Below are 22,978 nucleotides of genomic sequence, written 5' to 3'. Positions count from 1 at the left end.
CGCGAGGGTCTCCGGATTCGGGGTGTCCCACAGCTTGCGGTCGGCGGCCTCCAGCAACCGCTCGGTGATGCCGTGCAGCGCCCACGGGTTCGAGCGGGCGAAGAACTCGCGCATCTGCTCGTCGCGCACGTAGGTGTCGGCGAGCTTCTCGTACATCCAGTCCTCGACCACGCCGGCGGTGGCGTCGTAGCCGAACAAGTAGTCGACGGTCGCGGCCATCTCGAACGCGCCCTTGTAGCCGTGGCGTTTCATGGCCTCGGTCCACCGCGGGTTCACCACCCGGGCCCTGACGACGCGGGCGGTCTCCTCGGAGAGCGTTCGGGTGCGGACGGTGTCCGGGCGGGTGGAGTCGCCGATGTAGGCCCGCGGCGCCCGGCCGGTCAGCGCGCGGACCGTCGCGATCATCCCGCCGTGGTACTGGAAGTAGTCGTCGGAGTCGGCGATGTCGTGTTCGAGGGTGTCGGTGTTGTGGGCGGCCACGGCGATGCGGCGGTAGGCGACTTCCATCTCGCCGCGCGCCTCCCGACCCTCCAGGCCGCGGCCGTAGGCGAAGCCGCCCCAGGCGGCGTACACCTCGGCGAGGTCGGCGTCGTCGCGCCAGTTGCGGGCGTCGATCAGCGGCAGCAGTCCGGCCCCGTAGGCACCCGGCTTGGAGCCGAAGATCCGCGTCGTGGCGCGCCGCTCGTCGCCGTGCGCCGCGAGCTCGGTCTGCGCGTGGGCCCGGACGTAGTTCTGCTCGGCCGGCTCGTCCAGCCCGGCCACGAGGCGCACGGCATCGTCGAGCATGGTCACGACGTGCGGGAACGCATCGCGGAAGAATCCGCTGATCCGCACGGTGACGTCGATGCGCGGCCTCCCGAGGTCGGCGAGCGGGACCGGCTCCAGCGAGCTGACCCGGCGCGACGCCTCGTCCCACACCGGCCGTACGCCGAGCAGCGCGAGCACCTCGGCCACGTCGTCGCCGGAGGTCCGCATGGCGGCGGTGCCCCAGACGGACAGGCCGACCGAGTCCGGGTAGGAGCCGGTGTCGGCGAGGTAGTGCTCCAGCAGCGAATCGGCCATCGCCTGCCCGGTCTCCCAGGCCAACCGCGACGGGACCGCGCGGGGATCGACGGAGTAGAAGTTCCGGCCGGTGGGCAGCACGTTGATCAGTCCGCGTAAGGGTGATCCGCTCGGGCCGGCCGGGACGAAGCCGCCGTCGAGCGCGTGCAGGGTGCGGGTGATCTCGTCCGTCGTCGCCGCGAGCCGCGGCACGACCTCGGTCGCGGCGAAGGTGAGTACGTCGACGACCGCCGCGTTGTCCGTCCCCAGCGTCGCCGCGACGACGCCGGACACGGCCGCCGGATCCCAGCCCGTGGACTCCATCGCCTCGACCAGTGTCCGGGCGCGGGCCTCGACCGCGTCGGCGCTGCCCCGATCGCCGGTGACCTCGCCGGAACGTTCGACGTAACCGAGCGCCTCCCGCAGACCGGGCAGCGCCTGCTCCTGCCCGCCCCACATCTGCCGAGCCCGCAGCATCGCCAGCACGAGGCTCACCCGGGCCGGGCCGCTCGGCGCGACCCCGAGCACGTGCAGCCCGTCCCGGATCTGCGCGTCCTTGATCTCGCACAGCCAGCCGTCCACGTGCAGCACGAACTCGTCGAACTCGGCGTCATGCGGCCGATCCGCCAACCCGAGATCGTGGTCGAGCTTGGCCGCCTGGATAAGCGTCCAGATCTGGGCCCGGACGGCCGGCAGCTTGGCCGGGTCCATCGCCGCGATCTGCGCGTGCTCGTCGAGCAGTTGCTCGAGGCGGGCGATGTCGCCGTAACTCTCGGCGCGGGCCATCGGCGGGACGAGGTGGCCGACCAGGGTGGCGTGCACGCGCCGCTTGGCCTGGGTGCCCTCGCCAGGATCGTTGACCAGGAACGGGTAGACCAGCGGAAGGTCGCCGATCGCGGCGTCGGCGGCGCACGCGGCCGACATCCCGGCGGTCTTGCCGGGCAGCCACTCCAGGTTGCCGTGCTTGCCGACGTGCACGACCGCGTGCGCGCCGAATCGCTCGCCCAGCCAGTGGTACGCCGCCAGGTAGTGGTGGCTGGGGGGCAGGTCGGGGTCGTGGTAGATCGCGATCGGATTGGCGCCGAAGCCGCGCGGCGGCTGCACCATCACCACCACGTTGCCGGCCCGCAGCGCGGCCAGCACGATCTCGCCGGCGGGGTCTCGGGAGCGGTCGACGAACAGCTCGCCGGGCGGCGGCCCCCAGTGCGCGACGACGGCGTCACGCAGTGCGGGGTCGAGGGAGTCGAACCACGCGGCGTACTCGGCGGCGGCGATGCGTACCGGGTTGCCGGCGAGCTGGTCCTCGGTGAGCCACTGCTCGTCCTGACCGCCCGCGGCGATGAGCGCGTGGATGAGGGCGTCGCCGTCCCCGACTGCTCCTGCCTCGGCCACACCGGGCAGCTCGCCGGGTCGGCCGATGTCGTAACCGGCGTCGCGCAGGGCCGCCAGCAGTCCGACGGTCGACGCCGGGGTGTCGAGACCGACGGCGTTGCCGATCCGGGCGTGCTTGGTCGGGTACGCCGACAGCATGAGTACGACGCGCCGCTCGGCCGGCGGGATGTGCCGGAGCCGCGCGTGCTTGACGGCGATCCCGGCGACCCGCGCGGCACGCTCGGGGTCGGGGACGTAGCTGGTCAGCCCGTCCGGCCCGACCTCCTTGAAGGAGAACGGGACGGTGATCAGCCGGCCGTCGAATTCCGGGATGGCGATCTGGGTCGCGGAGTCCAGCGGCGTCAGGCCCTCGTCGCTGTCGGCCCACTGCTCCCGCGAGCTGGTCAGGCACAGACCTTGCAGGATCGGCACGTCGAGCGCAGCCAGCGCGCCGACGTCCCACTCCTCGTCGCTGCCCCCGGCACCGGCCGCCGCGGGCAGCGAACCGCCGGCAGCCAGCACCGTGACCACGATCGCGTCGGCGGCCCGCAGCGTGTCGATCAGTGCGGGCTCGGCCGTCCGCAGCGAGGAGCAGAACACCGGCAGTGCGCGACCGCCCGCGGTCTCGACGGCGTCGGCGAGCGCATCGACGAAACCGGTGTTCCCGGCGACGTGGTGGGCCCGGTAGTACAAGATCGCGACGGTCGGCCCGGTCGAGGTCGGCTCCGCCGGACGGTCGAGCAGCCCCCAGGTCGGTGTGGCGACCGGCGGTTCGAAGCCCTCGCCGGTGAGCGCGATCGCGTCGGACAGGAAGCGGGCGAGCTGCGTCAGGTTCGCCGGGCCGCCGTGGGCGAGGTAGGCGTGCGCCTCGGCGACGATGCCGCCAGCGACCGTCGACAGCGCCATCAGCTCGGCGTCCGGCGACGCCTCACCGCCGAGCACGACCGTCGGTACGCCGGACGCCAACACCGCCTCGAGACCGTCCTGCCAGGCGCGCGGGCCGCCGAGGATGCGCACGACGACCGCAGTCGCACCGTCCAGCAACGGCGGGAGATCCTCGACGGCGAGGCGCGACGGGTTGCCCAGGCGGTAGTCGGCGTCGCTGGCCCGCGCCGACAGCAGGTCGGTGTCGGAGGTGGAGAGCAGCACGATCATGGTGGCTCCGGCTCGCGGGTACAGGGCGGACAGCCTCGCACACCGGCCGCCGCCGGGCGGCCCTGGCCGGGTCAGGGCCTGACGTACGATCCGCCCGTGCGAATCCCGGCTTCTGCTCCCGGCCACGCCGCGCCGGACCGTTGCCCGGGTGCGTTGCGGCTCGTGGCGGCCGCCGACGGCTACCTGGCGCGGGTCCGTCTGCCCGGCGGCTTCGTCTCCGGCGAGCAGCTGCGGGTGCTGGCGCGGCTGGCTGTCGAGCTCGGTGACGGCCGCATCGAGCTCACCTCGCGGGGCAATGTGCAGCTGCGGGCACTCGCCGCCGACGCCGCCGACGTACTGACTGCCGAGCTCGACTCCGCCGGACTGTTGCCGTCGCTCCGCCACGACCGGGTGCGCAACATCCTCGCTTCGCCGCTCGCCGGACTCGACGGAGGGCCGGACCTGGACCCGCTGGTGCGGGCACTGGATGCGGCGCTGTGTTCCCGGCCCGGACTCGCCGATCTGCCCGGCCGGTTCCTGTTCGCGATCGACGACGGGCGAGGCGACGTCGCCGGGCTCGGCGCCGACGTCGTCGCGCGACTAGGCGCGGACGGCGCGAGCGTCAACGGGCTGACCACTGCCGACGTGGTCGCCGTGATGATCGCGTTCGCCGAGGCATTCATGGCAGATCGGGCGGCCCACGGCGGCGCAGCATGGCGCATCGCCGACCTCCCCGGCGGCGCAGACCGCATCCGGACGGTCGTCGCCGGGCGGCTCGGACTCGACGCGGCGGGTGTCGCGCCAGCCGTTGCGGCGACGTCGGCGCGGCCGGTCGGACCTGTCGGGGGAAGCGCCGCGGTCCTGCTCGCCCCGCTCGGCCGGCTCGACGCGCGCCAGCTGAGCTGGCTCGCCGACCGGGTCGCCGTCCGGCCGGCTCGGATCACCCCGTGGCGCAGCGTCGTCGTACCGGACCTGACCGACGTGGCTGCAGCCTTGGCCGAGGCCGCCGGGCTCGGGTTCGGTGTCGACGCCGGCTCGCCCTGGCTGCGGGTGACCGCGTGCGCCGGTCGGCCGGGCTGCGCGAGCGCGCTGGCCGACGTGCAGGCGGACGCCGCGGCGTTCGCGGCTCGGTGGCCGGAGCGCATCGTGCACGTCAGCGGCTGCTCCCGGCACTGTGGCCGCCCCGCCGGCACCGAGATCGACGTGACCGCCACCGGTCAGGGGTACGACGTTGCCCCGGTCTGACTACGTGCGCGATGGCGCGGAGATCTACCGCCGCTCCTTCGCCACGATCCGCGCCGAAGCCGACCTCGCCCGCTTCCCGGCCGAGGTGGCCCAGGTTGTCGTGCGGATGATCCATTCCTGCGGCATGGTCGACCTGCCCGCCGACGTCGCCCACAGCGACGGCGTGGTGAAGGCGGCCCGCGCCGCGCTGCATGACGGCGCCCCGATCCTGTGCGACGCCCAGATGGTGACTGCCGGCATCACCCGCTCGCGGCTGCCCGCCGGCAACGAGATCATCTGCACGCTCGGCGACCCCGCCGTCCCCGACCTCGCCATCGGTCTCGGCACGACCCGCTCGGCCGCAGCGCTCGAGCTGTGGGGTGAGCGGCTGGACGGAAGCGTGGTGGCGATCGGCAACGCACCCACCGCGCTGTTCCGGTTGCTGGAGCTCCTCGACGCCGGAGCTCCCCGACCCGCCGCGGTGATCGGCATCCCGGTCGGCTTCGTCGGCGCGGCCGAATCCAAGCAAGCGCTGGCCGAGTCCGACCTGGACTACCTGGTGGTCCACGGCCGGCGGGGCGGCAGCGCGATGACCGTGGCCGCCGTCAACGCGATCGCGAGCGAGCGCGAATGACCGGCGTGCTGTACGGCGTCGGGCTCGGCCCGGGTGACCCCGAACTGGTCACCGTGAAGGCGGCCCGGCTCATCGCCGCCGCCGATGTCATCGCCTATCACTCGGCCCGGCACGGACGGTCGATCGCGCGCGCGATCGCCGCGCCGTACCTGCGCGGCGATCAGGTCGAGGAGCAGCTCGTCTATCCGGTCACGACCGAGACGTCGACCCACCCCGGCGGGTATGAGGGCGCGATCGAGGAGTTCTACGAGCGGGCCGCCGACCGGCTGATGTCGCACCTGGCTGAGGGCCGCGACGTGGTGCTGCTGGCCGAGGGCGATCCGCTCTTCTACAGCAGCTACATGCACATGCACAAACGGATCAATGGCCGATTCGCGACGGAGATCGTCCCCGGTGTCACGTCGGTCAGCGCGGCGAGCGCGGCACTTGCCATGCCGCTGGTCGAGGGCGACGACGTGCTCACCGTGCTGCCCGGCACGCTCGGTCAGGATCAGCTCGCCGAACGGTTGAGGACATCGGACGCCGCCGCGATCATGAAGGTCAGCCGGAGTTTTGCGGTGGTCCAGCAGGCGCTGAAGGAGTCCGGGCGGCTGGAGCACGCCCGTTACGTCGAACGCGCCTCGGGGGATCAGCAGCTCACGCAGCCGGCCGGTGACGTGGACCCGGCCTCCGTCCCGTACATGTCGCTCGTCCTCGTGCCCGGCACGGAGGCGGCAAGGCAGGCTGACGTGGCGCGGACGGGCGAGTCGCCTGCGTCTGAGATCGGACGGGTGGATGTCGTCGGCCTCGGCCCGGCCGGGCGCGACTGGCTCACCCCGGAGGCGATGGCCGTGCTCGCCGCCGCCGACGACATCGTCGGCTATGCGACGTACGTCGACCGGGTCCCGATCAATCCGCGCCAGCGGCGGCACAGCACCGACAACCGGGTCGAGGCCGAACGCGCCGAGTTCGCCCTTGATCTGGCGTTGCGGGGGCGGCGGGTCGCGGTGGTTTCCTCCGGCGATCCTGGGGTCTTCGCGATGGCGACCGCCGTGCTGGAGGTCGCCGCCGCGCACGAGCGGTTCGCCGACCTACCGGTCGACATCGTCCCGGGAGTGACGGCGGCGCAGGCCGTCGCCGGACGGGCCGGCGCCCCACTCGGACACGACTACGTCGTCCTGTCGCTCTCGGACCGGCTCAAGCCGTGGGACGTCATTGCCCGCCGCTTGGAGGCGGCGGCCGCCGGCGACTTCGCCATCGCGATCTACAACCCGGCGTCGGCATCGCGCCGACGTCAGCTGGCCGACGCCCGCGACCTGCTGCTGAGCCACCGCGACGCACAGACGCCGGTGGTGATCGGTCGCGCCGTCGGCACCGACGAGCAGCAGATCACCGTCACCACGCTCGGCGACCTTGACCCGGAGCAGGTCGACATGCGCTGTCTACTCATCGTCGGCTCCAGCCAGACCTGCCTCGTGCAGGCCGGCTCGGGGCCGGCCCGGGTCATCACTCCGCGGCGCTACCCGAGCTGACCCAACGCAGCGCCTCGGCAGCTGTCGTCACGACCGTGCTGCCCGGTGGCACCGGCGGCCGCTGGACGACCACGACCTCGACGCCCGCCTCACGCGCAGCCTGGAGCTTCGCCGCGGTCATCGACCCGCCGCTGTTCTTCGTCACCAACAGCCCGATCCCGTACGTCCGCATCAACTCGGACTCACCGTCGATGCGGTAGGGGCCGCGGTCGAGCACGAGCGTCATGTGTGGCGGCACTGGCGGGTCGGGCGGGTCGACCGTTCGTACGAGGAAGCGGTGCCGGTCGTCGCCGGCGAAGGCGGCGAGGTCGCGCCGGCCGGTGGTGAGGAACACGGCCTCGCCCGGCCATGCCTGCACGGTCGCGGCGGCCGCGGCGATGTCGGCCACCGGCTGCCAGGACGGGTCGAGATCCCACTCGGGGCGGCGGAGTACGAGCCGTGGCACGCCCACGGCGGTGGCGGCCGCGGCGGCGTTCGCGGTGATCGTCGCGGCAAAGGGATGCGTGGCGTCAATGACGGCACCGATGTGCTCGTCGCGCAGGAACGTGGACAGTCCGGCTGCACCCCCGAACCCGCCGGTTCGTACCGGTCCCGCGGGCAGCCGCGGCTGCCGCACCTGTCCGGCCAACGAGGAGAGGATGTCCACCCCGGCCGCGGTCAGGTCGGCGGCCAGCTCGCGCGCCTCACTTGTCCCGCCGAGGATGAGGATCCGCACCCGGCCGAGACTAGCGACGGCGTACGGGACACTGGCGGGATGCGTGAGCTGCTCGTCATCGGCATCGGGCCGGGTCATCCGGACCAGATCACGGTCCAGGCCGTGCAGGCCCTCAACCGGGTCGACGTGTTCTTCTTCTTCGACAAGGGTGACCGGAAGTCCGGGCTGAATGCCGTCCGCGACGAGATCCTGCGCCGCCACGTCCCGGCGCCGCGCTACCGGGTCGTCGAGATCCCCGAGCCGGCGCGGGACCGGTCCCCGTCCCTGACGAGCGAGGGTTACCAGGGTGCCGTGGGGGACTGGCACGATGCCCGCGCCGAACTCCTCGAGACGGCGATAGCGACGGAGCTGGGCGAGAACGCCGTCGGCGCGCTCCTGGTCTGGGGTGACCCGTCGGTGTATGACTCCGCCCTTCGGATCGTCGACCGCATCCTCGCCTGCGGCGCGGTCACCTTCGACTACTCCGTCGTCGCCGGCGTGACCAGCGTGCAGGCACTCGCCGCGGCGCACCGGATCCCGCTGAACCGCGTCGGTGAGCCGATCCACATCACACCGGCCCGTCGGATCACCGACGGCCTGCCCAGCGGCATGGACAGCGCCGTCGTGATGCTCGACCCCGGGTTCGCCGCGGGCGACCTCGACGACCCGACCATGACGGTGTTCTGGGGCGCCTACCTCAGTACGCCGGACGAGGTCCTGATCTCCGGACCGCTGTCCGACGTCGCGCCCCAGATCGCGGTGAGGCGGGCGGAGTTGCGCGCCGAGCACGGCTGGATCATGGACACCTACCTGCTGCGCCGCGACCAGCCCGACTCAGGCACTTAGGCTGCGCGTGCGGCCGGCCGAGTAGAGGTGGCTGTCGCAGAACCCTTCGGCGGCGAGCACCTTGCCGACGATGATCACCGCGGTGCGCTTCACGGATGCGTCGAGCACCTGCGCTGCGATGTCGCCGAGGGTGCCCCGCAGGACGAGTTCGTTGTCCTGGCTGGCGTATGCGATGACCGCGACCGGGCAGTCGCGGCCGTAGTGCGGTGCGAGCTGAGCGACGACGTCCTCGATGCGCTGCACCGCCAGGTGCAGCACCAGGGTCGCGCCCGTTGCACCGAGGCTGGGCAGGTCCTCGCCCGGCGGCATCGGCGTCGCGCGGTGCGCGATCCGGCTCAGCACCACCGTCTGTCCCACGCCGGGGACGGTCAGCTCACGCCGAAGGGCCGCGGCGGCTGCGGCGAATGCGGGTACGCCGGGGGTGATGTCGTAGTCGATGCCGGCCTGGTCGAGGCGGCGGACCTGCTCCGCGACGGCGCTGTAGACGGCCGGGTCGCCCGAGCACAACCGGACGACGTCCAGCCCGGCGGTATCCGCCTCGGCGATGGCGTCGATGATCTGGTCGAGGTTGAGCTCAGCCGTGTCGATCAGGCGGGCGCCGGGCGGGCAGTGCGCAAGAACCTCCGCGGGCACGAGGCTGCCGGCGTACAGGCACACCGAGCACTCCGACAGCAGTCGCTGGGCGCGAAGGGTGATCAGATCCGCGGCGCCGGGTCCGGCACCGACGACGTGGACGGTCATGTGCCCTCCCGAGGCGCGGTCTTGCGGACGGACCATTGCACGACCGGGAGCGCCGGCCGCCAAGTGGTGAAGCTACCGAGCGGGTCGGCGCGCTCCACTCCGATCCGGGTGAGGCTGCCGCCGAGGCGCCGCTGCCATTCGACCAGCGCGTGTTCGCCCTCGATGGTGACGACGTTGGCAACCAGCCGTCCGTAGGGTTTGAGTGCGTCCCAGCAGGTCTGTACGACTCCCTCGGCGGTGATTCCTCCGCCTACGAACACCGCATCGGGTCGGGGCAGGTCGCTCAGTGCATCGGGTGCCGACCCGGCGACGGCGACCAGGCCAGGCACGCCGAGGGCGGCGGCGTTGCGGACGATCCGGTCCCGGCGCTCGGCTCGCGGCTCGATTGCCATCGCGCGGCAGGCGGGGTGGGTGCGCATCCATTCGATGCCGACGCTGCCCGACCCAGCGCCGACATCCCACAACAGCTGCCCCGGCACCGGCGCCAGCGCGGCGAGGGCCAGTGCGCGGATCTCACGTTTGGTGATCTGCCCGTCCTGCTCGAAGGCGTCGTCCGGCAGTCCCGGCGTACGCGGCAGGACTGCGGCGTCGGAACCGGTCCGGCACTCGATCGCCACGATCGCCAGCCGGCTATGGGGTTGATCGTCGGCCGGTCGCACGATCTCGTCCGTACTCCCGAGATCGGCCAGAACTGTGACCGGGCTGGAGCCGAAGCCACGTCCGTCCAGCAGCGCACGGATGTCGACCGCCGCCGACGTCTCGGCGACGAGGGCGAGCACCCGCCGCCCTGGCTGCAGCACGGGGTGAAGGAGCGCGAGCGGGCGTCCGACCAGGCTCATCACGTCGACGTCGTCCAGCGGCCAGCCGAGGCGCGCCGCCGCCAGTGATACCGACGACGGGTACGGCAGGACGTCGACCCGCTCCGCGCCGAGGTGACGAACGAGGGTGGAGCCGATGCCGTGGAACATCGGGTCTCCGCTGGCCAGCACGACCGTGGCGGATCCGCGGTAGTCCTCGAGCAGGTCGGTCAGGGCAGGCAACAGCGGGCTTGGCAGCGGCACCTGCCGGCCGCCAAGGTCGGCGGGCAGCAGCGTGAGCTGGCGAGGGCTGCCGACGATCACCTCGGCGGTTTTCAGCGCGAGCTGCGAGCGCGGCGCCAGCCCCGTCCATCCGTCGGCGCCGATCCCGACGACGATCAAGGACGGCGCGGTCAGGGGTGCGGGCACGGGTGTCAGTCTGCAACACCGCTGTGAGAGCATCGGCGGCGAACGGCTGTCGAGGAACACCGGTGCGACCGCGGACGGCTCACTACGCGCGGTCAAGTCCGGGGCGGTCCCGCCACTGTGACCGGTCGAGCGACCGGAAGCCAGGACGTCGACGTCCGTGCCGTCGGGCACCGTCCGGCGGTTGTCGCTGATGGCGGGCGCGGACACCCGCCAGGTGAAGGGCTGAGGCCGTGACCGAATTTCCGTTCAGCGCCATCGTCGCCATGGAGGACATGCGCCTGGCGCTCGTCCTCAATGCGATCTCGCCGGCGATCGGCGGCGTGCTGGTGCGAGGCGAGAAGGGGACCGCGAAGTCCACGGCGGTCCGTGCGCTGACCGCGGTTCTGCCACCCGTCGAGGTGATCGACGGGTGCCGCTTCTCCTGCTCGCCGGCGGCCCCGGACCCGCAGTGCCCCGACCGGCCGCACCCGGCCGACGCCGCGGCGCGGTCGCGGCCGAGCCGGCTGGTGGAGCTGCCCGTCGGCGCGACCGAGGACCGGCTCACCGGCGCCCTGGACGTCGAGCGCGCTCTCACCGAAGGCGTCACCTCGTTCCAGCCGGGACTGCTCGCGGCCGCCCACCGCGGCGTGCTGTACGTCGATGAGGTGAACCTGCTCCACGACCACCTCGTCGACCTGCTGCTCGACGCCGCAGCCCTGGGCACCAACTACGTCGAACGCGACGGCGTCTCGGTGCGGCACCAGGCCCGGTTCCTGTTGGTCGGCACGATGAATCCCGAAGAGGGCGAGCTCCGTCCGCAGCTGCTCGACCGGTTCGGTCTGACGGTCGAGGTCGCCGCCCCGCGCGAGCCCGCGGCACGGGCCGAGGTCGTCCGGCGCCGGCTCGCCTACGACGCCGACCAGGTGAGCTTCGCGGCGCGATTCGCCGACGATGAAGCGGCGCTCGCCGCCGCGATCACGGCCGCGCAGGAACGTCTTGAATTCGTGGCGATCGATGACGGTGCGCTGGAGCAGATCGCCTCGGTCTGCGCCACCTTCGACGTCGACGGCCTGCGGGCCGACATCGTGATCGCGCGGACCGCGGCCGCCCACGCCGCGTGGCAAGGCAACACCGCCGTGACTCGCGAGGACATCCGCGTCGCGGCTCGACTGGCGCTGCCGCACCGGCGCCGCCGCAACCCGTTCGACGCCCCGGGGCTCGACGAGCAGCAGCTCGACAGCGCACTCGACGACGCGCAAGGCGATCCACCGGACGACGAACCCGACCCGGACCCCCCCGGCTCCGGCCCGACGCCGGATGATGCCCCAACAGATGTCACGGAGCACGACGGCTCGGAGCAGGACGGCTCGCAGCAGGGTCAGGCCGACGGTTCCGACTCCGGCCAACCGGAGCCGGCGGGCGCCCCGGCGGGACGCGAGTCCGTCGTGTCCAGCGGTGCGACGTACCGCCCGCGCAGGCTGGAGGTGCCCGGCAAGGGCGACGGTGCCGTCGGACGCCGTTCACACGCCTACACCGACGGCGGCCGCACGACCGGTGCCCGCCCGCCAGCAGCGGCGCTGCACGACGTGCATCTGAACGCCACGCTCATGGCGTGCGCCCCCCACCAGGTGCCGCGCGGTCGCACCGGTCCGGGCCTGATCCTGCAGCGCGGCGATCTGCGGGAACGCCGCCGTGAGGGACGCGAGTCCAACCTCGTACTTTTCGTCGTCGACGCGAGCGGCTCGATGGCTGCCAGGCGGCGGATGGAGGCCGTCAAAGGCGCTGTCCTGTCCCTTCTCCTCGATGCCTACCAGCGGCGCGACAAGGTCGGCCTGATCGCCTTCCGCGGCACCGGTGCGGAGCTCCTGCTGCCGCCCACCTCGTCAATCGAGGCAGCCGCGGCTCGGCTGGAGAGCATGCCGAGCGGCGGCCGGACTCCCTTGGCCGCCGGGCTGCTCGAAGCGCGCGAGACCCTGCGCCGTGAACGATTGCGCGACCCGCACCGCCGGCCGTTGCTCGTGCTGGTCACCGACGGGCGGCACACCGCGGGCGGCGAACCCGCCGCCGCGGCCGCGCTCTTGCGCCGGGACGGCCTCGCCGCGGTCGTCGTCGACTGCGAGAGCGGACCGGTCCGGCTCGGCCTGGCCGGCGCGGTGGCCGAGAAACTCGGTGCCGAGCACCTGAATCTCGGCGACCTGTCTGCCGATCTGCTGGTCGACTCGGTCCGGACCTACCGAGAGGCGGCCTGAGCCATGCCGCAGGGAGTTCCCGAGACGATCCCCGACGACGGCTTGACCACCAGACAGCGCCGCAACCGCCCACTGCTGATCGTCCACACCGGCGCGATGAAGGGGAAGTCGACGGCCGCGTTCGGCCTGGCGCTGCGCGGCTGGAGCCAGGGTTGGGGCATCGGCGTCTACCAGTTCGTCAAGAGCGCGAAGTGGAAGGTCGGCGAAGAGGCCGCCTTCCAGGCGCTGGGTCGGTTGCACGAGCAGACCGGCGAAGGCGGGGAGGTCGCCTGGCACAAGATGGGGGAGGGCTGGTCCTGGATCCAGCGCGGCGATCCCGACGACCATGCAGCCAACGCTCGTGAGGGCTGGGCGCAGATCAAACGGGACCTCGCGGCGGAGCGGTTCGGGCTTTATGTGCTGGACGAATTCACCTATCCGATGAGGTGGGGCTGGATCGACGTCGCCGATGTCGTCGACACACTTGCCGCGAGGCCGGGGGACCAGCATGTGGTGATCACCGGACGCGACGCCCACCCGGACCTGATGGACGCAGCCGATCTGGTCGTCGAGATGACGAAGATCAAGCATCCGATGGACGCCGGCCAGAAAGGCCAGCGAGGCATCGAATGGTGAGCATCCGTCACGTCATTCCCCGCGTCGTGATCGCCGCGCCCGGCAGCGGCCACGGCAAGACGTCCGTCGCCACCGGCCTGCTCAGCGCATTACGTCGGAATGGACTGACCGTGTCGCCGCACAAGATCGGTCCCGACTACATCGACCCGGGTTACCACGCTCTCGCGGCCGGGCGGCCCGGCCGCAACCTCGACCCCTGGCTGGTCGGCGAAGACCAGATCGTCCCGATGTTCCGCCACGGCGCGCAGACTCCGGCCACTGCCGACATCGCTGTCATCGAAGGCGTCATGGGCCTCTTCGACGGCGCGTCCGGTCCTGGCTCGCCGACGGCCGGAGACTTCGCCTCGACGGCCCACGTCGCGCGCCTGCTCGGCGCCCCGATCGTCCTCGTCATCGACGCGTCCGGCGTCGGTGCGTCGGTCGCCGCATTGGTGCACGGGTTCGCGAGCTTCGACGCCGGCACCCGCATCGGCGGCCTGATCTTCAACCGGGTCGGCTCGGCCTACCACGCGCAACTGCTCCGCGACGCCGTCGAGCACATAGGCATCCCGGTCCTCGGTGCCATTCACCGACTCGACCAGCTCACGGTTCCGTCCCGACATCTCGGACTGATCCCGGCCGCCGAGCGCAGCCGCGAGGCCGCTGAGGCAGTCGACGCACTCGGCTCGGTCGTCGCTGACAGCGTCGATCTGCAGGCCGTGCTGCGGCTCGCCCACACCGCCGGCCCACTCACCGAGGCTGCAGCGGCCAACCCGGCGACGACGCCGTCGATGACACCCCGAGCGCGGATCGCGCTCGCCGGCGGCGCGGCGTTCACCTTCGGCTACGCCGAACACCCCGAGCTACTGGCCGTCGCCGGCGCCGACGTCGTGACCTTCGATCCGCTGCGGGACGAGAAACTGCCGGACGACGTCGACGGGCTGGTCATCGGCGGCGGGTTCCCGGAAGCACACGCGCCGGACCTGTCGGCCAACACCGCGCTGCGCACGGAGGTGGCAGCGTTGGCCCGTGCAGGTGCGCCCATCGTCGCCGAATGCGCCGGCCTGCTGTACCTGTCCCGCTCGCTCGACGACCACCAGATGTGCGGCGTCCTGGACATCGACACCGCCATGACCGACCGGCTCACCCTCGGCTATCGCGACGCCGTCGCTGTGGCCGACTCGCCGATTGCGGGTACGGCGATGCGCGTGCACGGTCACGAGTTCCACCGGACCGCCGTCCGGGAACGACCCGGCGAGGGACGGAAGGGCGAGGCGAACGCCTGGCGGTGGACGGCCCGCGGCGCAGCGGTCGCCGAAGGCTTCGTCCGCGACCGCGTGCACGCCTCCTACCTGCACACCCACTGGCGAGGAGTGCCAAGCGCAGCCGACCGCCTCGTCGCCGCAGCACACAGTTACCGCGAGGCACGATGAACGCTGTTGGCGACCTCACTCACCACGGTGATGCCGACCTCGCGCACCACGGCGACGCCGACCTGGTCACCGGTCTGGTCGACCTCGCCGTCAATGTCCGGTCCGGCGGCACGCCCGACTGGCTCGCGGCCCGCATCCGCCAGGCCGATCTCACCGCCTACCCCGATCAGCGCGAGGCGGTCGCGGTGGTCGCGGCCCGCCACGGCCGGCGCGAGGACGAGGTGCTGCTCACGGCGGGCGCCGCTGAAGGCTTCGTGCTGCTGGCCCGGGCGTTGCAGCCGGCCCATGCGGTCGTCGTGCACCCTCAGTTCACCGAACCCGAGGCGGCGCTGCGTGCCGCGGGTCATCCGGTCGACCGCGTGATCCTGCCGTACCCCTTCACGCTCGACCCGACACTGGTCCCGGCCGACGCGGACCTGGTCTTCGTCGGCAACCCGACCAACCCGACCTCGATCGCCCATCCACGGGACGCCCTGCTCGAGCTGGTGCGGCCGGGACGGATCGTCGTCGTCGACGAGGCGTTCGCCGACTGCCTGCCGGGCGAGCGGGAATCCGTGGCGGGTAAGGACGAGCTCGATGGTCTGGTCGTCGTACGCAGCCTGACCAAGACCTGGGGCCTGGCCGGCCTGCGGGTCGGTTATCTGCTCGCGGCCCCGCAGGTCGTCCGCCTGCTGGCCGCGGCGCAGCCCCTCTGGCCGGTGTCCACTCCCGCACTCACCGCATGCATCGCCACTGCGTCCGACACCGCGCTGAAGGAGGTCGGAGCATGGGCAGCCGAACTCACCGAACAACGCTCCTACCTGCTCAGCCTGCTCGCCGGCATCGACGACGTGCGCGCCGTCCCCGACGCTGCTGCATCGTTCGTCCTGCTCGATACCGGCTGTGTCGACGTACGCCACCGGCTGCAGAGCAAGGGCTTCGCGGTGCGACGCGGCGAGACGTTCCCCGGCCTGGCTGCGGGTTGGATCCGCGTCGCTGTCCGCGACCAACCGACATCTGACCGGTTCGCGGCCGCGCTGCGGAAGGTGCTCTCGCCGCGATGTGCCCGGTGAGGCCGAGTGTCAGAGCTGCGGCACCCCGGCACTCGTGACCGGATCGCTGGTTCGCGACCACTGAGCGATGGGCCGGCCATTGAGCCGCCACGGATGTTCACCCTCAGGTGCCAGCGGCCAGCCGTCGGGCGAGTCCTCCCACTTCTCCTGCCGGCCGAACACCGTCATGTCCAGCGCGTGATAGCTCGTCATGAGCGCCTCTACGCCGCGTCCGGTGGTCCAGTAGGTCTCGAAGACCTGACCGTCGTCATCGCGCAGGTAGCAGGCGATGACCCCGAACCCGCGACCGTCGACGAGGACCGGATCGGAATCCTTCGCGGAGTACCACGGCCACGAGTAACCCATGAAGTCCCGGAACGGGGCGCTCTCCTCGTATGAACCCTCGGAGAAGACGGCGTAGGTGACGCCACGGGCGTGCAGGTAGTCGAGCATCTGCATGTGACAGGTCGAGAACGTGCACCCCTCGCACTGCTCCTCGAACGCCTTGCCGTCGTGCCACATGTGGAAGTACGCCATGAGCATCCGGCGGCCCTCGAAGACGTCGATGAGCGGGACCGCTCCCTGCGGGCCGGTGACCGTCACGGGCGGCATGAGGGTCATCGGAAGCCGGCGTCTTGCCGCCGCGATCGCGTCTCCCTCGTGGGTGTGCGCCTTCTCCCGGTCCAAGATCGCGTCACGGGCGGCGTGCCACGCGACACGGTCGACCACGGGTGGCACGGCTGAACTGTTCATGGACTGCTCCTCCGGTCGGTCAAGGCGACGGACGCCAACGGGCCGCGCTCAGCGCGGTGCAGGCCTCGGAAGCTACTGACTCCGGCCGGCCACCGAACTCATCGCGGGCTGCGGAGCGCATGTCGCGAGCCGGCAGATCACTTCTCGAGGCAGGTGCGGAGGCGTTCGAGATCCGCGGTGATGCTCTTGCGTACCGCCTGGGTCATCACTGGTGCCGCCCAGCGGAAGAATGACCTGGGTTGGCCGGTGGCGTGGATTGCGACCAGCGTCCCGAGGTCAGCGTCTTGCAACTCGTAGCGCACGACCATGGGGAATGGCCGATCCACGGTCATCTCGACGGCCCGGTCCGGTTCGTGCTGGGTCACCACGTAGCCGTAGGTGAAGGTTCTTCCGAGAAATCTCGCCGTTCGCTCGACCGTCAGGCCGGGCGCCATTGGCCCGGGGCGGGATGGCCGGCTCGAGGTGATGCCGCCGGTCCAGCGGAGGTCGTTGCCGGGATCGAACATGAACGCAGCGACGTGCTGGCGCGGTCGGCGGATCAGAATTGTGGGTCGAACGTCAACGGCCACGGCGCGATCCCTCTGGTGGCAGGGTTACGGGGCCGGGAAGAAGGGTTGTGGCCGACCGGTCGCAGCGTAGGCGACGAGCCGATCGAGGATGAGCGCCCAGCTCTGTGCGGTATGACCAAGATCGTTCTCGGCGTACCCGTCGCCGAAGGCGTAGTGGCGGAACAAGACATTGGTTCCGGTCTCGGCGCGTGTCGGTGGACCGAGCTCCCACTCCCACGTCGAGCCCTCCCAGAACGGAAACCCCGAGGTCACGTGCATTCGGACGAGCTTGCCTGGCTCCGTGGCGACGTCGACCTCGAGGTCGACGGGCGCCTGCGGGAAGCCGAATCGGGCCCGATCCGCGGAGACGTCACAGTCCGCCGTCCAGAATCCGCGCTGCCCGTCGCTGCTCGACAGGATGTCGAAGACACGTTCAGGACCGGCGTCCACGTTCACGGCAAGGATGATCCGTCCCGACATTGGGCCCTCCGGTTTGCTCGCCGCCCCGGTTCGTTTTAGTCTGGACTAAATTAAGTCACGTCTAAAACGCCGTGTCAACCGCGCGAGCGAGATGAGGCAGACTGACGAGGCGGGAGGAGGCCGATCGTGGACGCGCTACAGGTGATCGCTGCGCCGCGCCGGCTGCAAATCCTCGAACTGGTGTGGGACCAGGAACTTGCCGCAGGCCAGATCGCCGCCGAGTTCGAGGTCACCTGGTCCGCGATCAGCCAGCACCTGAGCGTCTTGCGGTCGGCCGGCTTCGTGGTCGAGCGCCGGGACGGCGCGAGTCGCCTCTACCGGGCAGACAAGGTCGCCCTGGGATCGCTCCGCTCGGTAGTCGAAGAGCACTGGCGCGGCGGGCTGAACCGGATGAAGGACCTGGCCGAGGCCGAACAGCGCGACAAGGACAAGTCGTGACCGACCCCGGTGTTCTCGAGGTGACCGTCCATGTCGCGGCCAGGCCCGAGACCGTCTTCCCCTACTTCACCGATCCCTCCCGCTACACGCAGTGGATGGGCGCGGACGCGGTGCTGGAGCCGGTGCCTGCGGGGACCTACCGGGTGCATATGCGGGACGGCGTGCAGGCCGTCGGCGAGTTCCTCGAAGTCGACCCCCCGCACCGGCTCGTGTTTACGTGGGGATGGATGCACGACGATGCGGTTGCGCCAGGGACGACTCGCGTCGTAGTGACACTTAAGGAAGAGGCAGGCGGAACCCGCGTCACCCTTCGCCATCACGACCTGCCGGACGATGACCAACTCGCCCACCACGCCGAGGGCTGGCAGATGTACCTGGCGCGTCTCGCCGTCTGCGTCTTGGGGGCCGATCCTGGGCCGGACCCGAACGCCGAGCCACCGCTCCGACCCCGCTAGGGTCGATATTCCGGGTTCTCGAAGTCAAATCTGGCGCCCGCGTCCCATTCTTTGCGCTGGTTACCGAACGCGGGGAAGCCTCCTGCCTCCCGCAGCAACGAGGCGGCGTGGAGCAGGTTCCAGGTCATGAACGTGGTGTTGCGGTTGGTGAACTCGTTGTCCAATCCAACCCGGGTACCGTCCGGCAGTTCGTCGCCATAGCTCGGTCCCGGACCCGCCTCGCCGATCCAGCCGGCATCGGCCTGTGGGGGGATGGTGTACCCGACGTGCTGCAAGCTGTAGAGCACGTTGGACGCGCAATGCTTGATGCCATCTTCGTTGCCGGTGATCAGGCACCCGCCGACCTTTCCGTAGTAAAGCCACTGACCCCGGTCGTTCAGCTCGCCCGAATGCGCGTAGAGCCGCTCGATGATCTTCTTGGTCTCGCTACTGTTGTCGCCGAGCCAGATCGGGCCACCGATCACGAGCACGTCGGCGGCCATGACACGGAGGAAGAGGTTCGGCCATTCATCCACCTCCCAACCGTGCTCTCGCATGTCCGGATGGATGCCGGTGGCGATGTCGTGATCGACCGACCGGAACTGATCGACCTCGACGCCGTTCTTGCGCATGATCGACACGCTCACGTCGATGAGCCGTTGGGTGTGGCTCGCTTCAGGCGATCGCGTCAGCGTCGTATTGATGAACAGCGCCCTCAGCCCTGAGAAGTCCGGTTTTCGATCGGTCATGTTCGGCCACCCGTCACTCCGTCAGCGAACGTCGCGGATTCACGCAACATACCGGGGATCGTCGACTTGGTACTGCGGAACCGACGGTGTGGTCCACCTTCGTTTGGGCCCCTTAGGTCCTGTTCCCTTTCAAGCTGCCGATCGCGAGCGAGCCGTCCGCAGTCGACTGTTGCTCCGGGGCGACGCCTGCAGCGACGGCAGGCGGCGGGGGCGGATCGTCGAGGAAGTCGGCGGTGGGTACGAAGAACAGGCTGCCGGTGACCGCCGTCGAGAAGTCCAGAATCCGATCGTGGTTTCCCGGCGGCTTGCCGATGAACATGTTCTGCAGCATCTGTTCGATCACGTCGGGGTCCGCGGCGTACCCGATGAAGTAGGTGCCGAACTCCCGGGCACCGATACGGCCGAACGGCAGGTTGTCGCGCACGATCTGCCGCTGCGTACCGTCCGCGTCGTAGATCGTGTTCAACGTGAGGTGCGAATTCGACGGCTTCTCGGCTTCCGGGAACTCGATGTCCGTGAGCTTGTGCCGGCCGACCGCCCGTTCCTGCTCCTCGACCGGGAGGGCATTCCAGGAGTCGAGGTCGTGCAGGTACTTCTGCACGATGACGTAGCTGCCGCCGGCGAAGGCGGGGTCCTCGTCCCCGATTCGTACGGCGGCCTCGGCGGCCGCGCCGGGCGGATTTTCGGTGCCATCGACGAAACCCAGCAGATCCCGTTCGTCGAAGAACCGGAAGGCGTGCACTTCGTCGGCGACGTCAACGCGTCCGGTCAGCCGGTTCATCAGCTGGCTGGCGAGCTCGAAGCACAGATCCATGCGGCGGGCCCGAAGGTGGAGGAGCAGGTCGCCCGGCGTCGAGACGGCCGTGTGCACGTCTCCTTCCAGGGGCCGGAACGGGTGCAACCCGGCTGGACGAGGCGCGTCGAAGAGCCGGTCCCACAGTTGCGCACCGATGCCGACCACACAGCTCAGCTCGCCCTCGGGTTCGCGGAACCCCACGGCGCGGACCAATCCCGCGAAGTCGGTGAAGAGATCACGTACGTCGTCCTCGGCGCCTGACCGCACCGTGACGACAAGGAAGATCGCCGCCCTCGCGGGCGGTGCCAACACGTTCTGTGCCTGGTCCGGTTGCGTCATCGCATCATCCTGAAGGGGTATCGAAGGACAGGTCAATGATCACCCTGGACCGACGCCCGGCCCGGCCACGGGCCGGCCCGGACCTCACCAAGATCAAATGCCGGCTCTCGGGGTCCTGCCACTCGCCCGTGGCAAGATCAGCCGGGTGCAGATCGGGATGCTGGGTCCGTTCGAGGTTTGCACGGGCGACGGCATCTTCGCCGACGTGCCGGGTGCCCGGCTGCGCGCGCTGTTGATCGCCCTCGCGCTCGAACCGGGCCACGTCGTCCCGAAGGCGACCCTCGTCGATTGGATCTGGGGTGAGCACCCGCCCTCCGACGCGGCGAACGCGTTGCAACGCTTGGTGTCCCGGTTGCGGAAGGCGCTGCCGGAACGGTTGGTCGAGGGACGGACGGACGGCTACCGGTTGACGGTGGACCCCGATGCTGTCGACGCCGTGCGGTTCGAACGCCTCGTCAGTCGGGCCCGCAATGACCAGGATCCACGGCGGGTAGGGCTGCTGCGCGAGGCCCTCGCCCTGTGGCGTGGTGCGGCCATGCAGGACGTCGGCCTGCCGGACAGTGTGGCTTTTGACGCGGCGGTCACCCGGCTCGAGGGGCTACGCCTGATCGCCATGGAGGATCGGTTTGATGCAGAGATCAGCCTCGGCCGCGGCGCCGAGCTGGTCACGGAACTGAGCGACCTGGTGGCCGCGCATCCGGTGCGAGAACGGCTTGTTGCGGCACTGATGCGCGCCCTCGTGTCCACCGGTCGCGATACCGAGGCGCTGCTCGTCTACCAGCACACGAGAGAAGCCCTGGCCGATGCGCTGGGCGTCGACCCCTCACCGGAGTTGTCCGCATTGCATGTCGCCCTGCTGCGGGGCGAGGTGCGGCGTCGGGAGGAAACCCGGAAGACCAACCTGCGGGCCGAGCTGACCAGCTTCATCGGCAAGGACGCCGATGTGGCCGCGGTCCGCGAACTCATCGCCGAACATCGGCTCACCACCCTGACCGGACCGGGCGGCTCGGGGAAGACCAGGCTGGCCACGGAAACCGCACGCACGCTGTTGGACGACCTTCCGGACGGGGCCTGGTTGGTGGAGCTCGCGGCCATCGACACCGACGGTGACGTGGCGCAGTCGACACTCGACGGGCTCGGGCTCCGGGACGCTCTGCTCGGCGGGGCACCGAACACGGAACTGACGGACCGGGTCATCGCCGCGGTCCGCGAGCGGGAGACGCTGCTGATCCTGGACAACTGTGAGCACGTGATCGAGTCGGCGGCGGTGTTCGCCGACCGGATGCTCGGGGAGTGCCGGCGGTTGCGGATCCTGGCGACGAGCAGGGAACCGCTCGGCATTACCGGTGAGGCGCTGTGGCTGGTCGAACCGCTGGCCGTGCCGGAGGAGAACGCCGGCCCCGGCGAGATCGAGTCCTCCCCAGCCGTCCAGTTGCTGCGGGACCGGGCGGGTGCGGTGCGCAGGGATCTCGTGGTCGATGCCCCGACGCTGTCGACGATGGTGCGCGTCTGCCGGGCGCTGGACGGGATACCGCTGGCGATCGAACTGGCCGCGGCCAGATTGCGCACCATGTCCCTCGATCAGCTCGCCAACCGGCTCCACGACCGGTTCCGCCTGCTGACCGGCGGGAGCCGTACGGCGTTGCCGCGGCACCGGACGCTGCGCGGGGTGGTCGACTGGAGCTGGGAGTTGCTCCCCGATGCCGAACGGATGGTCCTGCGCAAGCTCTCGGTGTTCTCGGGGGGAGCGAGCCTGGACGCGGCCGAGCGGGTCTGCGTCGGCGATGGCGTCGACCTTGAGCAGGTGCTCGAGTTGCTCACCTCGCTGGCCGAGAAATCGCTGCTACTCACCGAGGGCGACGACGCACCGCGCTACCGGATGATCGGCACGATCAAGGAGTACGCCGGCGACCGGCTGACGGAGGCGGGGGAATCGGACCTGGCGCGCAATGCGCATCTCGCCTACTTCACCGAACTCACCGAGACCGCGGAGCCGCATCTTCGCCGCGCCGAGCAGTTGGAATGGCTCGCCACGCTCGGGGTCGAGCACGACAACGTCGGTGCCGCGATGCGTGGTGCGCTCGCGGCCGGCCAGGCGCACGCGGCGATGCGGCTCGCCGCGGGCGCCGGCTGGTACTGGTGGCTCAGCGGGCACAAGGCCGAAGGTATGGAACTGATCACCGCCGCCACGAAGACACCCGGCGAGGTGCCTGATGAGATCCGGGCCATGGTGTATGCGCTCGTCGTGCACTTCGTGACCTCCGGGCGGGGTGATGAACATCAGGCCGAGGAGTGGATCCACAAGGCCTACCGATTCAGCCAGCGCGGTCACCGTCGCTACCCGCAGCTCGGTCTCGTCGCCGCACTGGAACGCATACTGCAGGGCCCAGACGAATTCCTACCCGCGTTCGAGCCCCTGCTGGACGACGATGACCCCTGGGTCCGGGCACTGGCCCGGCTGCAGCTCGGCAAGATGCGGATCATTCTCGGTCAGGGCGGGCGGGATGCGGACGCCTATCTCGAAATGGCGCTCGGTGAGTTCCGGGCGCTCGGCGAGCGGTTCGGAGTGTCGTTCGCCTTGACCGAGCTGGCGGAGCGAATCGCCACCCGCGGCGAGTTCGCCCGTGCGTGCGAGCACTACGAAGAAGCGATTGACGTCGTCACCGAAGTCGGTGCGATCGAGGATGTCATCGGGATGCGGTCGCGCCAGGCGCAGCTGTACTGGCTGCTCGG

The 22,978-nt window shown here is 70.7% G+C and carries 20 protein-coding genes and 1 riboswitch; of the genes, 11 read left to right on the top strand and 9 right to left on the bottom strand.

What is annotated here, in order from left to right; translation table 11 throughout:
- On the bottom strand, positions 1 to 3,567 hold a 3,567-nt coding region (cobN, locus tag VGH85_22445), incomplete at its 3' end, for a cobaltochelatase subunit CobN (protein HEY2176580.1).
- Between the two features lie 96 nt (positions 3,568 to 3,663).
- Here cobN and VGH85_22440 point away from each other — a divergent pair.
- The 3 genes from VGH85_22440 to cobJ are packed head-to-tail and all read left to right on the top strand — an operon-like array spanning position 3,664 to position 6,915.
- Complete coding sequence (locus tag VGH85_22440) at positions 3,664 to 4,791, top strand: precorrin-3B synthase (GenBank protein HEY2176579.1); 1,128 nt, start codon at positions 3,664 to 3,666, stop codon at positions 4,789 to 4,791.
- Positions 4,778 to 5,404 carry a precorrin-8X methylmutase gene (locus VGH85_22435; protein ID HEY2176578.1) on the top strand — a complete coding sequence of 209 codons (627 nt, stop codon included), beginning with the start codon at positions 4,778 to 4,780 and terminating at the stop codon, positions 5,402 to 5,404. The genes VGH85_22440 and VGH85_22435 overlap by 14 nt, the downstream gene beginning before the upstream one ends.
- Positions 5,401 to 6,915 (top strand): precorrin-3B C(17)-methyltransferase, encoded by a 1,515-nt coding sequence (gene cobJ, locus VGH85_22430; protein HEY2176577.1) that lies wholly within the window; start codon positions 5,401 to 5,403, stop codon positions 6,913 to 6,915. Before VGH85_22435 ends, cobJ begins: the two co-directional genes overlap by 4 nt.
- Here the strand turns inward: cobJ and VGH85_22425 are convergent.
- Positions 6,890 to 7,630, bottom strand: a complete 741-nt coding sequence (locus VGH85_22425; protein ID HEY2176576.1) for a cobalt-precorrin-6A reductase — start codon at positions 7,628 to 7,630, stop codon at positions 6,890 to 6,892. The genes cobJ and VGH85_22425 overlap by 26 nt on opposite strands.
- 39 nt (positions 7,631 to 7,669) lie before the next feature.
- Here VGH85_22425 and cobF point away from each other — a divergent pair, with 39 nt between their 5' ends.
- Entirely contained in the window at positions 7,670 to 8,455 is a 786-nt protein-coding gene (gene cobF, locus VGH85_22420) for a precorrin-6A synthase (deacetylating) (protein HEY2176575.1), read from the top strand.
- On the opposite strand, the gene cobM is transcribed toward cobF, so the two are convergent.
- On the bottom strand, positions 8,444 to 9,196 hold the full coding sequence (cobM, locus tag VGH85_22415; GenBank protein HEY2176574.1) for a precorrin-4 C(11)-methyltransferase: 753 nt from the start codon (positions 9,194 to 9,196) through the stop codon (positions 8,444 to 8,446). The genes cobF and cobM overlap by 12 nt on opposite strands.
- A complete protein-coding gene (gene cbiE, locus VGH85_22410) occupies positions 9,193 to 10,410 on the bottom strand; it encodes a precorrin-6y C5,15-methyltransferase (decarboxylating) subunit CbiE (GenBank protein HEY2176573.1) in 1,218 nt (405 codons plus the stop codon). The genes cobM and cbiE overlap by 4 nt, the downstream gene beginning before the upstream one ends.
- Positions 10,411 to 10,475: 65 nt before the next feature.
- Positions 10,476 to 10,569: riboswitch (cobalamin riboswitch) on the top strand.
- An 83-nt stretch (positions 10,570 to 10,652) separates the two neighbouring features.
- Between cbiE and VGH85_22405 the strand changes: the two genes are divergently transcribed.
- Genes VGH85_22405 through cobC form a run of 4 tightly spaced genes read left to right on the top strand, consistent with a single transcriptional unit; the run spans position 10,653 to position 15,729 of the window.
- A complete protein-coding gene (locus VGH85_22405; GenBank protein ID HEY2176572.1) occupies positions 10,653 to 12,650 on the top strand; it encodes a putative cobaltochelatase in 1,998 nt (665 codons plus the stop codon).
- A gap of 3 nt (positions 12,651 to 12,653) precedes the next feature.
- Positions 12,654 to 13,265 (top strand): cob(I)yrinic acid a,c-diamide adenosyltransferase, encoded by a 612-nt coding sequence (cobO, locus tag VGH85_22400; GenBank protein HEY2176571.1) that lies wholly within the window; start codon positions 12,654 to 12,656, stop codon positions 13,263 to 13,265.
- Entirely contained in the window at positions 13,259 to 14,677 is a 1,419-nt protein-coding gene (locus VGH85_22395; protein HEY2176570.1) for a cobyrinate a,c-diamide synthase, read from the top strand. The genes cobO and VGH85_22395 overlap by 7 nt, the downstream gene beginning before the upstream one ends.
- Positions 14,674 to 15,729: an Rv2231c family pyridoxal phosphate-dependent protein CobC gene (gene cobC, locus VGH85_22390; protein ID HEY2176569.1), complete on the top strand. Its 1,056-nt coding sequence runs from the start codon at positions 14,674 to 14,676 to the stop codon at positions 15,727 to 15,729. The genes VGH85_22395 and cobC overlap by 4 nt, the downstream gene beginning before the upstream one ends.
- A gap of 9 nt (positions 15,730 to 15,738) precedes the next feature.
- On the opposite strand, the gene VGH85_22385 is transcribed toward cobC, so the two are convergent.
- The 3 genes from VGH85_22385 to VGH85_22375 all read right to left on the bottom strand — a co-directional run bounded on the left by VGH85_22385 (position 15,739) and on the right by VGH85_22375 (position 17,465).
- Positions 15,739 to 16,461, bottom strand: a complete 723-nt coding sequence (locus VGH85_22385) for a DUF899 family protein (GenBank protein HEY2176568.1) — start codon at positions 16,459 to 16,461, stop codon at positions 15,739 to 15,741.
- 137 nt (positions 16,462 to 16,598) lie between these two features.
- Positions 16,599 to 17,030: an SRPBCC family protein gene (locus tag VGH85_22380; GenBank protein HEY2176567.1), complete on the bottom strand. Its 432-nt coding sequence runs from the start codon at positions 17,028 to 17,030 to the stop codon at positions 16,599 to 16,601.
- A 24-nt stretch (positions 17,031 to 17,054) separates the two neighbouring features.
- Positions 17,055 to 17,465 carry an SRPBCC domain-containing protein gene (locus VGH85_22375; GenBank protein ID HEY2176566.1) on the bottom strand — a complete coding sequence of 137 codons (411 nt, stop codon included), beginning with the start codon at positions 17,463 to 17,465 and terminating at the stop codon, positions 17,055 to 17,057.
- 150 nt (positions 17,466 to 17,615) lie between these two features.
- Here VGH85_22375 and VGH85_22370 point away from each other — a divergent pair, with 150 nt between their 5' ends.
- On the top strand, positions 17,616 to 17,927 hold the full coding sequence (locus tag VGH85_22370; GenBank protein ID HEY2176565.1) for a metalloregulator ArsR/SmtB family transcription factor: 312 nt from the start codon (positions 17,616 to 17,618) through the stop codon (positions 17,925 to 17,927).
- Positions 17,924 to 18,382 carry an SRPBCC domain-containing protein gene (locus tag VGH85_22365; protein ID HEY2176564.1) on the top strand — a complete coding sequence of 153 codons (459 nt, stop codon included), beginning with the start codon at positions 17,924 to 17,926 and terminating at the stop codon, positions 18,380 to 18,382. Before VGH85_22370 ends, VGH85_22365 begins: the two co-directional genes overlap by 4 nt.
- Here the strand turns inward: VGH85_22365 and VGH85_22360 are convergent.
- The gene (locus tag VGH85_22360; GenBank protein HEY2176563.1) at positions 18,379 to 19,110 is read right to left on the bottom strand and encodes a flavodoxin family protein; all 732 of its coding nucleotides are present in this window, start codon (positions 19,108 to 19,110) and stop codon (positions 18,379 to 18,381) included. The two genes, VGH85_22365 and VGH85_22360, sit on opposite strands and share 4 nt — an antisense overlap.
- A gap of 112 nt (positions 19,111 to 19,222) precedes the next feature.
- A complete protein-coding gene (locus VGH85_22355) occupies positions 19,223 to 20,245 on the bottom strand; it encodes a Dyp-type peroxidase (protein ID HEY2176562.1) in 1,023 nt (340 codons plus the stop codon).
- A gap of 97 nt (positions 20,246 to 20,342) precedes the next feature.
- Between VGH85_22355 and VGH85_22350 the strand changes: the two genes are divergently transcribed.
- Positions 20,343 to 22,978 (top strand): BTAD domain-containing putative transcriptional regulator (locus VGH85_22350; GenBank protein ID HEY2176561.1); only part of this gene is annotated, 2,636 nt, incomplete at its 3' end.

Source organism: Mycobacteriales bacterium (assembly GCA_036497565.1).
Taxonomy (GTDB): domain Bacteria; phylum Actinomycetota; class Actinomycetes; order Mycobacteriales; family QHCD01; genus DASXJE01.
The sequence above is the reverse complement of the archived record's forward strand: the minus strand, read 5'-3'. Positions and strand labels throughout refer to the sequence as shown.